This window comes from Acidovorax sp. GW458-11-26-14-TSB4 (assembly GCF_059423865.1).
Window position 1 is genome coordinate 71,918 of record NZ_JBWKYR010000010.1, and the last position, 12,296, is coordinate 84,213.

The window sequence follows — 12,296 nt, forward strand, 5'->3', positions numbered from 1 at the left end:
GCTTGAAGCCAGCCAGGTTATCCACAAGTTACCAATCATCCAAATCAATCAAACATCGCGGAGAAGAAAATGGGAAAAATCATCGGTATTGACCTGGGCACCACGAACAGCTGCGTTTCCATCATGGAGGGCAACTCGACCCGCGTGATCGAGAACAGCGAAGGCGCCCGCACCACGCCTTCCATCGTCGCCTACCAGGAAGACGGCGAGATCCTCGTCGGCGCTTCGGCCAAGCGCCAGGCCGTCACCAACCCCAAGAACACGCTGTATGCCGTGAAGCGCCTGATCGGCCGCAAGTTCACCGAGAAGGAAGTGCAAAAGGACATCGACCTGATGCCCTACAAGATCGTGGCCGCCGACAATGGCGATGCCTGGATCGAAGTGCGTGGCAACAAGCTGTCGGCCCAGCAGGTGTCCGCCGACATCCTGCGCAAGATGAAGAAGACGGCTGAAGACTATCTTGGCGAGCCCGTGACGGAAGCCGTGATCACGGTGCCAGCGTACTTCAACGACGCCCAGCGCCAGGCCACCAAGGACGCCGGCCGCATTGCCGGCCTGGACGTCAAGCGCATCATCAACGAACCCACCGCTGCCGCCCTGGCCTTCGGCCTGGACAAGCAGGAAAAGGGCGACCGCAAGATCGCCGTGTATGACCTGGGTGGCGGCACGTTCGACGTGTCGATCATCGAGATCGCCGACGTGGACGGCGAAAAGCAGTTCGAAGTGCTGTCGACCAACGGCGACACCTTCCTGGGCGGCGAAGACTTCGACCAGCGCATCATCGACTACATCATCACCGAGTTCAAGAAAGAGCAAGGCGTCGACCTGTCCAAGGACGTGCTGGCCCTGCAGCGCCTGAAGGAAGCGGCCGAGAAGTCCAAGATCGAGCTGTCCAACTCGGCTGCGACCGACATCAACCTGCCCTACATCACGGCCGACGCTTCGGGCCCCAAGCACCTGAACATCAAGCTGACCCGCGCCAAGCTGGAGTCGCTGGTGGACGAGCTGATCGAGCGCACCATCGCTCCTTGCCGCACGGCCATCAAGGACGCCGGCGTGTCCGTGTCCGACATCCACGACGTGATCCTGGTGGGCGGCATGACGCGCATGCCCAAGGTGCAGGAGAAGGTCAAGGAGTTCTTCGGCAAGGACCCCCGCAAGGACGTGAACCCCGACGAAGCCGTCGCCGTGGGCGCTGCCATCCAGGGCCAGGTGCTCTCGGGTGACCGCAAGGACGTGCTGTTGCTGGACGTGACCCCCCTGTCCCTGGGCATCGAGACCCTGGGCGGCGTCATGACCAAGATGATCACCAAGAACACCACGATCCCGACGAAGTTCGCACAGACCTTCTCGACCGCCGACGACAACCAGCCGGCCGTGACGATCAAGGTGTTCCAGGGCGAGCGCGAAATGGCTTCGGGCAACAAGCTCCTGGGCGAATTCAACCTCGAAGGCATTCCACCCGCATCGCGCGGCACGCCGCAGATCGAGGTGTCGTTCGACATCGACGCCAACGGCATCCTGCATGTGGGCGCCAAGGACAAGGGCACGGGCAAGGAAAACAAGATCACCATCAAGGCCAGCTCCGGCCTGTCGGAAGAAGAAATCCAGAAGATGGTGAAGGACGCCGAGCTCAACGCCGCGGACGACAAGAAGAAGCTGGAGCTGATCCAGGCGCGCAACCAGGGCGAAGCCGCCGTGCACAGCGTGAACAAGAGCATGACCGAGCATGGCGACAAGCTCGACGCCGGTGAGAAGGACGCGATCACCGCGGCCGTGAAGGCCCTGGAAGACGTGCTCAAGGGCGAGGACAAGGCCGCCATCGAGGAAAAGACGACGGCCCTGATGGCCGCCAGCCAGAAGCTGGGCGAGAAGATGTACGCCGACGCGCAAGCCGCACAGGCAGCCGCCGGTGCCGGCGCGGAAGGCGCAGCCGGCGCCCAGCAGGCATCCGCTGGCGGCAGCAAGCCCGACGACGACAACGTGGTCGATGCCGAGGTGAAGGAAGTCAAGAAGGGCTGAGCACGCCCCGTTTGACCCGAGCCGCCGCGCGAGTCTCCTGCCACAGGGAGCTTGCGCGGCGTTCCTGTTCCAACCGGGCCCAGAAAGACCATGTCCAAACGAGACTTTTACGAGGTTCTGGGCGTTCCCAAGAACGCCTCGGACGAAGAAATCAAGAAGGCTTATCGCAAGCTGGCGATGAAGCACCACCCCGACCGCAACCAGGGTGATGCAGCCAAGCCTGCCGAAGAGAAATTCAAGGAGGCCAAGGAGGCCTACGAGATGCTCTCCGACCCGCAAAAGCGCGCGGCCTACGACCAGTACGGCCACGCCGGGGTGGACCCGAACATGCGCGGACCCGGCGGTGCGGGTGCAGAAGGCTTTGGCGGCTTCGCCGAGGCGTTCGGCGACATCTTCGGCGACATGTTCGGCCAGCAGGGCGGGCGTGGGCGTGGTGCCGGTGGCCGCCAGGTCTACCGCGGCAGCGACCTGAGCTACGCCATGGAGATCACCCTGGAGGAAGCCGCGCGCGGCAAGGATGCGCAGATCCGCATCCCCTCGTGGGAGAGCTGCGACACCTGCCACGGCAGCGGCGCCAAGCCCGGCACCAGCGCCAAGACCTGTGCCACCTGCTCGGGCAGTGGCACGGTGCAGATGCGCCAGGGCTTCTTCAGCGTGCAGCAGACCTGCCCGCACTGCCGCGGCACGGGCAAGATCATCCCCGAGCCCTGCACCACCTGCCACGGCCAGGGCAAGCTCAAGAAGCAAAAAACGCTGGAAGTGAAAATTCCCTCGGGCATCGACGACGGCATGCGCATCCGCAGCACCGGCAACGGCGAACCGGGCACCAACGGCGGCCCGCCGGGCGACCTGTACATCGAGATCCGCCTGAAGAAGCACGACATCTTCGAGCGCGATGGCGACGACCTGCACTGCCAGGTGCCGGTGAGCTTCATCACCGCTGCCCTCGGCGGCGAGATCGAGGTGCCCACGCTGGCCGGCAAGGCGGCCATCGACATTCCCGAAGGCACGCAGGCGGGCAAGCAGTTCCGCCTGCGCGGCAAGGGCATCAAGGGCGTGCGCGCCAGCTACCCGGGCGACCTGTACTGCCACATCGCGGTCGAGACGCCCGTGAAGCTGACCGAGCACCAGCGCAAGCTGCTGCGCGAACTGGAAGACTCGCTCAAGAAGGGCGGCGCCCGCCATTCCCCCAGCGGCGAGAGCTGGACGGACCGGCTGAAGAATTTCTTCAGCTGATCACCCCTCCCCCCAAGGAAGCCGCACGGCGCCACTCGGCCCGTGCGGCTTTTTCATGGGCCTGCGTACGCGGAGAAGAGCGCTCACGCGATGGACGACATCGTGTTTCGCGATGACACAATGCTGTCATTTAAAGGAAAATACGCAAGCGCCTTCTCCAAACGAGAAGCAAGAAAAGAAATCGTACCGATGAAAAGCTCCGAGCGCAGTTTTGCGCGCCGCATTGACCTGACCTCGCTGCAGCTGTTCGTGGCGGTGTGCGAGCTCGGCAGCATCGGCCGCGCGGCGGAGCGCGAATTCATCGCGGCCTCGGCCGTGAGCAAGCGCCTGTCGGACCTGGAGACCGCCGTGGACACGGCCCTGCTCTACCGCCACAGCCGCGGCGTGACGCTGACCCCTGCAGGCGAGAGCCTGCTGCACCATGCGCGCACCGTGCTCTTCGGCCTGGAGCGCATGCAGGGCGAGCTCAGCGAATACGCCGATGGCGTGCGCGGCCATGTGCGCATGCACGCCAACATCTCGGCCATCTTCCAGTTCCTGCCGGAGGACCTGGGCGCCTTTGCGCGCGAGCACAGCCAGATCAAGATCGACCTGCAGGAGCACCTGAGCAGCGATGTGCTGAGTGCCGTGCAGGAGGGCGCCGCCGACCTGGGCATCTGCAATGTCGGCATGGCCACCGGCAATGGCGGCACCGAACTGCAAAGCCGCCCCTACCGCGCCGACCACCTGGTGCTGGTGGTGCCCGAGGCGCACGCCCTGGCCCAGCACACCGCCATCGGCTTCGAGGAAGTGCTGGACTGGGACATCGTGGGCCTGCACGCCAACAGCAGCATCAGCCTGGCCATGCGCGCGGCGGCTGCGGCGGCCGGGCGCCCGCTGCGCCAGCGCATCCAGGTCACGGGCCTGGATGCCATGTGCCGCATGATCGACAACGGTTTGGGCGTGGGCCTGCTGCCCGACCGCGCCTTCGAACTGATGCGCGGCGTGGGCCACCTGCGCGCCATCCCCCTCACCGAGGCCTGGGCCCACCGCGAACTGCTAGTGGTGGCCCGCGATTTCGACGCCCTTCCGGTCACCGCCAGGCTGCTGGCGGAACACCTGGCATCCCATCCGCCAGCAGCTTCCGTGACTGCAGGCACGCACCCCTAAAATCACCCCACCCACCTGAAAGAGACGCACCATGGGACGCACCCTGTACGACAAGATCTGGGACGAGCACGTCGTCCATACCGAAGAGGACGGCACCTCCATCCTCTACATCGACCGGCATCTGGTGCACGAGGTCACCAGCCCCCAGGCCTTCGAAGGCCTGCGCGAGGCCGGCCGCAAGGTGTGGCGCACCAGCTCCATCGTCGCCACGGCCGACCACAACACGCCGACCACGGGCTGGGAGGCAGGCTATGACGGCATCACCGACCCGATCAGCAAGGAACAGATCACCACGCTGAACGACAACATGGCGCAGATCCATGCGGCGGCGTTCTTCCCGTTCATGCACAAGCGCCAGGGCATCGTGCACGTGATCGGCCCCGAGAATGGCGCCACCCTGCCCGGCATGACCGTGGTGTGCGGCGACAGCCACACCAGCACGCACGGCGCCTTCGGCGCGCTGGCGCACGGCATCGGCACTTCGGAAGTCGAGCACGTGATGGCCACCCAGACCCTCCTGGCCAAGAAGGCCAAGAACATGCTGGTGCAGGTGGACGGCCAGCTCGCCAAGGGCATCACTGCCAAGGACATCGTGCTGGCCATCATCGGCAAGATCGGCACGGCCGGCGGCACGGGCTACACCATCGAGTTCGCGGGCTCGGCGATCCGCAGCCTGTCCATGGAAGGCCGCATGACCGTGTGCAACATGGCCATCGAAGGCGGTGCACGCGCCGGCCTGGTGGCCGTGGACGACAAGACCATCGAGTACGTGCGCGGCCGCCCCCTGTCGCCCACGGGCGTGGAATGGGACCAGGCCGTCGCCTACTGGAAGACGCTGCACTCCGATGCCGATGCGCACTTCGACACCGTGGTCAAGCTTGACGCCGCCCAGATCCAGCCCCAGGTCACCTGGGGCACCTCGCCCGAGATGGTTCTGGGCATCGACGCCCGCGTGCCCGACCCGGACAAGGAAAAGGACGCCAACAAGCGCGGCGCCATCGAGCGCGCACTGACCTACATGGGCCTCACACCGGGCAAGCCGATCAGCGACATCACCATCGACAAGGTGTTCATCGGCTCGTGCACCAACAGCCGCATCGAGGACATGCGCGAAGCCGCTGCCGTGGTCAAGAACCTGGGCCGCAAGGTGGCCAGCAACGTGAAGCTGGCCATGGTGGTGCCCGGCTCGGGCCTGGTCAAGGAACAGGCCGAGCGCGAAGGCCTGCACGAGATCTTCAAGGCTGCAGGCTTCGAGTGGCGTGAACCCGGCTGCTCCATGTGCCTGGCCATGAACGCCGACCGCCTGGAGCCCGGCGAGCGCTGCGCCAGCACCAGCAACCGCAACTTCGAAGGGCGCCAGGGCGCCGGCGGCCGCACCCACCTGGTGAGCCCCGCCATGGCCGCAGCCGCTGCCGTGCACGGCCACTTCGTGGACATCCGCCAGTTCACCTGAACTTCACCCCCATCCATCCCATCCAACACCCGTTGGCCCATCCACTGTCCCCAAGGAGTTCTGTCATGAAGAAGACCGCCACTTTCATCGCCCTTTCGCTGGCCTTCCTGCTGGCCGGCTGCAACACCGTCAAGGGCGTGGGGCAGGACGTCCAGCGGGCCGGCGGCGCCCTCGAGCGCGCCGCCAACAAGTAAGGCATCCCCACCATGCAGCAATTCACCGTGCACAAGGGCCTCGTGGCCCCGATGGACCGCGAGAACGTCGACACCGACGCCATCATCCCCAAGCAGTTCCTCAAGTCGATCAAGAAGACCGGTTTCGGCGTGAACCTGTTCGACGAATGGCGCTACCTGGACCATGGCGAGCCCGGCATCCCCGAGTCCGCGCGCAAGCCCAACCCCGACTTCGTGCTGAACCAGCCGCGCTACAAGGGCGCCAGCGTGCTCATCGCGCGCAAGAACTTCGGCTGCGGCTCGAGCCGCGAGCACGCGCCCTGGGCGCTGGACCAGTTCGGCTTTCGCGCCGTGATCGCGCCGAGCTTTGCCGACATCTTCTTCAACAACTGCTTCAAGAACGGCCTTTTGCCCATCGTGCTGCCCGAGGCCACCGTGGCCCAGCTGTTCGACGAAGTGGCGGCCTTCCCCGGCTACCAGCTCACCATCGACCTGGAACGCCAGGTCATCGTGCGACCGCAGGGCCAAGAGATTCCGTTCGAGGTGCAGGCCTTCCGCAAGTACTGCCTGCTCAACGGCTTCGACGACATCGGCCTGACCCTGCGCCAGTCCGACAAGATCCGCGCCTTCGAAGCCCAGCGCCTGGCCACCAAGCCCTGGCTGGCACACAGCATGGTCTCCTGACCACACCACCAGTTCATCGACCAGTGGCCGTCCACCCGGCAATGGCGCCGGGGCGCGGCCATTCACTTTAAGAAGAAGTTCTTCATGAAAATCGCAGTTCTGCCGGGAGACGGCATCGGCACCGAAATCGTCGCAGAGGCCGTCAAGGTCCTCGAAGTGCTGGACCTGAAGTTCGAGATGGAGTCGGCCCTGGTGGGCGGCGCCGCCTATGAGGCGCACGGCCACCCTCTGCCCGAGGCCACGCTCAAGCTGGCCAAGGACGCCGATGCCGTGCTGTTCGGTGCCGTGGGCGACTGGAAGTACGACAAGCTCGACCGCCCCCTGCGCCCCGAGCAGGCCATCCTGGGCCTGCGCAAGAACCTGGGCCTGTTCGCCAACTTCCGCCCCGCGATCTGCTATGAGCAGTTGGTGGGCGCATCGAGCCTCAAGCCCGAGCTGATTTCGGGCCTGGACATCCTCATCATCCGCGAGCTCACGGGCGACATCTACTTCGGCCAGCCGCGCGGCCGCCGCGTGGCCACCGACGGCCACTTTCCCGGCGCCGAGGAAGCCTTCGACACCATGCGCTACAGCCGCCCCGAGGTGGAGCGCATCGCGCACGTGGCCTTCCAGGCCGCACGCAAGCGCAGCAAGCGCGTGACCAGCGTGGACAAGGCCAACGTGCTCGAGACCTTCCAGTTCTGGAAGGACATCGTGACCGAAGTCGGCAAGGAATACCCCGACGTGGAGCTGGACCACATGTACGTGGACAACGCCGCCATGCAGCTGGTGCGCGCACCCAAGAAGTTCGACGTGGTGGTCACCGGCAACATGTTCGGCGACATTCTGTCGGACGAGGCCTCCATGCTCACCGGCTCTATCGGCATGCTGCCCTCGGCCTCGCTCAACAGCAGCAACCAGGGCCTGTACGAGCCCAGCCACGGCAGTGCCCCCGACATCGCCGGCAAGGGCGTGGCCAATCCGCTGGCCACCATCCTGTCGGCCGCGATGATGCTGCGCTTCTCGCTCAACCAGGAAGCCGCCGCCCAGCGCATCGAGGCTGCCGTGCAGAAGGTGCTGGCCCAGGGCCTGCGCACCCCCGACATCTGGAGCGAAGGCACGACCAAGGTCGGCACGGCGCAAATGGGTGATGCGGTCGTGCAAGCACTGAAGTAGCCGCGTGCCGCCATCGGCATCGCTCAGGGGCGGTCTTCGGACCGCCCTTTTTTGGTTGCAGCGCAACCTCAACGGGCCCTTGAGCGCCGCGCAGAGCTTGCGATATACTCAGCGCTCTATGTTTGCCGCCCACACGTTCGCCCTGAACATTGCACCCGCCGCCACGGCCGGTGTGGCTGCGCGCGCAACCATCACCAAAACCACGACCATTAAGGGCTGATCAGCCTGGTTCGTCGTGCGCCCTTCCTGGCCTGACGAGCCAGGCGAGCAGTCCGGTCTGGCACTGTTTGTTAATCTGTAAAAGGGGCGTTGAAATGAGCAACAAGTTGGTAGGTTTGGTCGGCTGGCGCGGCATGGTCGGCTCGGTGTTGATGGATCGCATGGCCGAAGAGAAGGATTTCGACCTGATCGAGCCATTGTTCTTCTCCACCTCCAACGCGGGCGGCAAGGCCCCTGGGGCGGCCAAGAATGAAACCACGCTGCAGGACGCGTTCAACATCGACGCCCTGAAGCGCTGCGACATCATCATCACCGCCCAGGGCGGCGACTACACCACCGAAGTGTTCCCCAAGCTGCGCGCCGCGGGCTGGAACGGCCACTGGATCGACGCCGCCTCCACGCTGCGCATGCAGCAGGACGCCGTGATCATCCTGGACCCCGTGAACCTGCCCGTCATCCAGGACGCGCTGGCCAAGGGCGGCAAGAACTGGGTCGGCGGCAACTGCACGGTGAGCTGCATGCTGATGGGCGTGGGCGCGTTGTACAAGGCCGGCCTCGTCGAGTGGATGAGCACCCAGACCTACCAGGCGGCCAGCGGCGGCGGCGCCCAGCACATGCGCGAGCTGCTCACGCAGTACGGCACGCTGAATGCCGAAGTGAAGTCCCTGCTGGACGACCCCAAGAGCGCCATCCTGGAGATCGACCGCAAGGTCATCGCCAAGCAGCGCGCCCTCTCCGGCGCCGAAACGGCCAACTTCGGCGTGCCGCTGGGCGGCTCGCTGATCCCCTGGATCGACAAGGATCTGGGCAACGGCATGTCCAAGGAAGAGTGGAAGGGCATGGCCGAGACCAACAAGATCCTGGGCCAGGGCGAGGGCTTCGGTTCCGCCGCCATCCCGGTGGACGGCTTCTGCGTGCGCGTGGGCGCCATGCGCTGCCACAGCCAGGCGCTGACCTTCAAGCTCAAGAAGGATGTGCCCGTGGCCGACCTGGAAGCCATGATCGCCGCCGACAACGAGTGGGTGAAGGTGGTGCCCAACACGCGTGAAGCCACCATCAAGGACCTGACCCCCGTGGCCGTCACCGGCACCATGACCATCCCCGTGGGCCGCGTGCGCAAGCTGGCCATGGGCCCCGAGTACGTGGGCGCCTTCACCATCGGCGACCAACTGCTGTGGGGCGCGGCCGAACCGCTGCGCCGCATGCTGCGCATCCTGCTGGCCGCTTAAAATCCGCTTGCCCGGGCTCGCAGGAGCCCAGGCCCCCAGCGCGCGCAATGCCTGTTGCGCGCGCTTTTTTGCGCCCAAACTCTTGACACACCCGGTTACGTGACGTTGGCAATTGGCAACATCTGATTGCCCCAATTTGGTGCATGAACACCAGGGGCAAAGCTTCCGCGCCACCTCAGCTTGTCAGTGCAAAACATTGATGCTATGGTGCTTTTTACATATTTTCACGCGCCGGGGCGGGACCAGACCATGAGAAAAACAGCACCGCTCGACCGAGCCGCACAACCCAATCAGTTGATGGCAAACATGCATCGTTGGAAATTTTCTGTGCTGGCGGCTGCGGCCGTGGCAACTGCCGGGCTCTACGCCACCGATGCGTCCGCGCTCGCGCTGGGCCGCATCACCGTGCAATCCGCCCTGGGCGAACCCCTGCGTGCAGAGATCGACCTGCCGCAGATCACCCCTGCGGAAGCGGAAACCCTGAAGGCCGTCACGGCCACCCCGGAGGTGTTCCGCGCACAGGGCATGGAGTACTCGCCCACCATGAACAGCCTGCAGGTGCAATTGCAAAGGCGCGCCGATGGCACGGCCGTGCTGCGCCTGTCCAGCGACCGCCCGGTGAACGACCCCTTCGTCGATCTGGTGCTCGATGCCTCCTGGGGTTCCGGCCGCCTGGTGCGCAGCTACACCATGCTGTTCGACCCACCAGCAATGCGCCGCCCAGCGCCCGCGGTCACGGCAGCCCCCCAGATCACACCACCTGCGCCTGCCGCACGCAGTGATGTACCGCCCGCCGTGGCAGGCCGCCCATCGTCCGCCTCGGCTCCGGCACCTGCGGCTGCTGCACGCACGCCCGCCGCCCCCCGTCCAGCCCCCACCACCGAAGGCAGCGTGACCGTGCAGGCCGGCGACACGGCAGGCCGCATCGCCAATGCCAACCGCCCAAGCGGCGTCTCGCTCGACCAGATGCTGGTGGCCATGCAGCGCGCCAACCCCGATGCCTTCATCGGCGGCAACATCAACCGCATCCGCGCCGGTGCCGTGCTGCAGATGCCCGACCAGGCGACGGCCCAGTCCACGCCTGCACCCGAAGCGCGCCAGATCCTGGCCGCGCAAAGCCGTGACTTCGGCGCTTTCCGCCGCAAGCTGGCCGAATCCGCCCCCTCCACCACCGTGGCATCGGCCGAGCGTTCGGCCAAGGGCACGGTGCAGACCCGCGTGGAAGACAGCAAGCCTGCCACTACCGCACCCGACAAGCTCACGCTGTCCAAGGGTTCGGTCAAGGGCCAGAAGGCGGCCGAAGACCAGTTGGCCAAGGACAAGCAGGCCAGCGATGCATCGGCCCGCATGGCCGAGCTGTCCAAGAACATCAGCGACCTGAACAAGCTGGGTGCCGCATCGGCTGCGGCCCCTTCGACGCCTGCCACGCCCGCAGCGCCAGCCGCCGCTCCGGCGCCCGCGCCAGCCGCCGCAGCAGCCCCCGCCGCCAGCACCCCGGCCCAGGTAGCCGTGCCCGGCGTGCCCGCCACGCCGGCCGCCCCTGAAGCCCCACCCGCCGCGGTAGCTTCCGAACCCACCAGCGGCGCATCGGCCGAGGCCAGCGCGGCCCCCGCGTCGGACGCAGCACCGGCCACGCCGCCTGCAGCGCCGGCCTCCAAGCCCATCGTCCTGCCACCGCCCACACCCGTGGCCGAGCCCGGCTTCTTCGACGGCCTGCTGGACGACCCGCTGATCCCCCTGGCCGGTGGCGGCCTGCTGGCCCTGCTGCTGGGCTATGGCGCCTACCGGGTGATCCAGCGCCGCCGCAACAATGCCGGCGTGGACAGCTCCTTCCTCGAAAGCCGCATCCAGCCCGATTCGTTCTTCGGCGCCAGCGGCGGCCAGCGCGTGGACACCGCCAACAGCGAGATGACCACCGGTTCGTCCATGGCCTACTCGCCCAGCCAGCTCGATGCGGGCGGTGACGTGGACCCCGTGGCCGAAGCCGATGTGTACCTGGCCTATGGCCGCGACCTGCAGGCCGAGGAAATCCTCAAGGAAGCCATCCGCCACAACCCGGCGCGCGTGTCCGTGCACGTGAAGCTGGCCGAGATCTATGCAAAGCGCCAGGACCGCAAGGCCCTGGAAGCCGTGGCCGGCGAAGTCTTCAAGCTCACGCAGGGCGAAGGCCCCGACTGGGCGCGCATCGTCGACCTGGGCCGTGGCATCGATCCCGAAAATCCGCTGTACCAGCCCGGTGGCCGCCCTGGCCAGCAGGTGGAAGACGAGAACCCCTCGATTCCCGGCGCCTTCGTGAGCACCTTCTCGGGTGCGCCTGTGGCCTCCGCAGCCCTGCCGCCCGACCTGGACCTGGATCTGGACCTCGATCTGCCCGACGACGCGCTGACCGATGCGCCACCCGCGCCTCCCGGCGGGTTCGCAGCGGCGGCTGCAGCGGCCACCGCGGCAGCACCTGCACCGCGCGCACCGCAGCGCACGGAGCCCGTGCTGTCCAGCGAAGACTTCGACCTGCCCGACCTGACGGCCGACGCCGCCTGGAACGCGCCGGCGCCGGCACCGGCCCCCACGCCGGCACCGGCAGCCCGCGCGGCAGCTCCCAGCGACGAACTCACCATGGCGCCCACCGGCCCCATGCCATTGGCCGAAGCCCAGGACTCCGGCCCCATGGACTTCGACCTGGGCGAGCTGTCGCTGGACCTGACTGCCCCCCCCAAGCCCATGGCTGCCCGTGCCGCACCGTCCGTGGAAATCCCGACGGCAGCCGTGCCCATCTCGGATGACGATGGATCGGCCGCTGCCCAGGACGACCCGCTGGCCACCAAGCTGGCACTGGCCGAAGAGTTCAACGCCATTGGCGACACCGATGGTGCGCGCACGCTGATCGAAGAGGTCGTGGCCGAATCGAGCGGTGCCCTGAGGACCCGCGCCCAGCGCATGCTGGTCGAACTGGGCTGATGCGGCCGGCTCCCGCAACCC

At 66.5% G+C, this 12,296-nt stretch carries 8 protein-coding genes and 1 pseudogene; all 9 read left to right on the forward strand.

What is annotated here, in order from left to right; all coding sequences use genetic code 11:
* Positions 1-51 precede the first annotated feature (51 nt).
* A pseudogene (gene dnaK, locus AC07X5_RS20055) lies at positions 52-2,022 on the forward strand (molecular chaperone DnaK); the annotation flags it as partial.
* Positions 2,023-2,112: 90 nt separating this feature from the next.
* Positions 2,113-3,258 (forward strand): molecular chaperone DnaJ, encoded by a 1,146-nt coding sequence (dnaJ, locus tag AC07X5_RS20060; RefSeq protein WP_409962684.1) that lies wholly within the window; start codon positions 2,113-2,115, stop codon positions 3,256-3,258.
* 189 nt (positions 3,259-3,447) lie between these two features.
* Positions 3,448-4,407: a LysR family transcriptional regulator gene (locus AC07X5_RS20065; protein ID WP_409962686.1), complete on the forward strand. Its 960-nt coding sequence runs from the start codon at positions 3,448-3,450 to the stop codon at positions 4,405-4,407.
* 31 nt (positions 4,408-4,438) lie between these two features.
* Positions 4,439-5,860, forward strand: a complete 1,422-nt coding sequence (leuC, locus tag AC07X5_RS20070; RefSeq protein ID WP_494771552.1) for a 3-isopropylmalate dehydratase large subunit — start codon at positions 4,439-4,441, stop codon at positions 5,858-5,860.
* A 65-nt stretch (positions 5,861-5,925) separates the two neighbouring features.
* Positions 5,926-6,054 (forward strand): entericidin A/B family lipoprotein, encoded by a 129-nt coding sequence (locus AC07X5_RS20075; protein ID WP_007850089.1) that lies wholly within the window; start codon positions 5,926-5,928, stop codon positions 6,052-6,054.
* A gap of 12 nt (positions 6,055-6,066) precedes the next feature.
* The gene (leuD, locus tag AC07X5_RS20080; RefSeq protein WP_494771553.1) at positions 6,067-6,717 is read left to right on the forward strand and encodes a 3-isopropylmalate dehydratase small subunit; all 651 of its coding nucleotides are present in this window, start codon (positions 6,067-6,069) and stop codon (positions 6,715-6,717) included.
* Positions 6,718-6,801: 84 nt separating this feature from the next.
* Positions 6,802-7,872, forward strand: a complete 1,071-nt coding sequence (leuB, locus tag AC07X5_RS20085; RefSeq protein ID WP_409962692.1) for a 3-isopropylmalate dehydrogenase — start codon at positions 6,802-6,804, stop codon at positions 7,870-7,872.
* A 314-nt stretch (positions 7,873-8,186) separates the two neighbouring features.
* On the forward strand, positions 8,187-9,320 hold the full coding sequence (gene asd, locus AC07X5_RS20090; RefSeq protein WP_494771554.1) for an aspartate-semialdehyde dehydrogenase: 1,134 nt from the start codon (positions 8,187-8,189) through the stop codon (positions 9,318-9,320).
* A 306-nt stretch (positions 9,321-9,626) separates the two neighbouring features.
* Entirely contained in the window at positions 9,627-12,275 is a 2,649-nt protein-coding gene (locus tag AC07X5_RS20095; RefSeq protein WP_494771555.1) for a motility hub landmark protein FimV, read from the forward strand.
* The last annotated feature ends 21 nt before the right edge of the window (positions 12,276-12,296 follow it).

What these genes read in the sequence shown, in the direction of transcription:
- dnaJ (WP_409962684.1), top strand. Translation starts at nt 2,113, where the DNA reads ATGTCCAAACGAGACTTTTACGAGGTTCTGGGCGTTCCCAAGAACGCC.
- AC07X5_RS20065 (WP_409962686.1), top strand. Translation starts at nt 3,448, where the DNA reads ATGAAAAGCTCCGAGCGCAGTTTTGCGCGCCGCATTGACCTGACCTCG.
- leuC (WP_494771552.1), top strand. Translation starts at nt 4,439, where the DNA reads ATGGGACGCACCCTGTACGACAAGATCTGGGACGAGCACGTCGTCCAT.
- AC07X5_RS20075 (WP_007850089.1), top strand. Translation starts at nt 5,926, where the DNA reads ATGAAGAAGACCGCCACTTTCATCGCCCTTTCGCTGGCCTTCCTGCTG.
- leuD (WP_494771553.1), top strand. Translation starts at nt 6,067, where the DNA reads ATGCAGCAATTCACCGTGCACAAGGGCCTCGTGGCCCCGATGGACCGC.
- leuB (WP_409962692.1), top strand. Translation starts at nt 6,802, where the DNA reads ATGAAAATCGCAGTTCTGCCGGGAGACGGCATCGGCACCGAAATCGTC.
- asd (WP_494771554.1), top strand. Translation starts at nt 8,187, where the DNA reads ATGAGCAACAAGTTGGTAGGTTTGGTCGGCTGGCGCGGCATGGTCGGC.
- AC07X5_RS20095 (WP_494771555.1), top strand. Translation starts at nt 9,627, where the DNA reads ATGCATCGTTGGAAATTTTCTGTGCTGGCGGCTGCGGCCGTGGCAACT.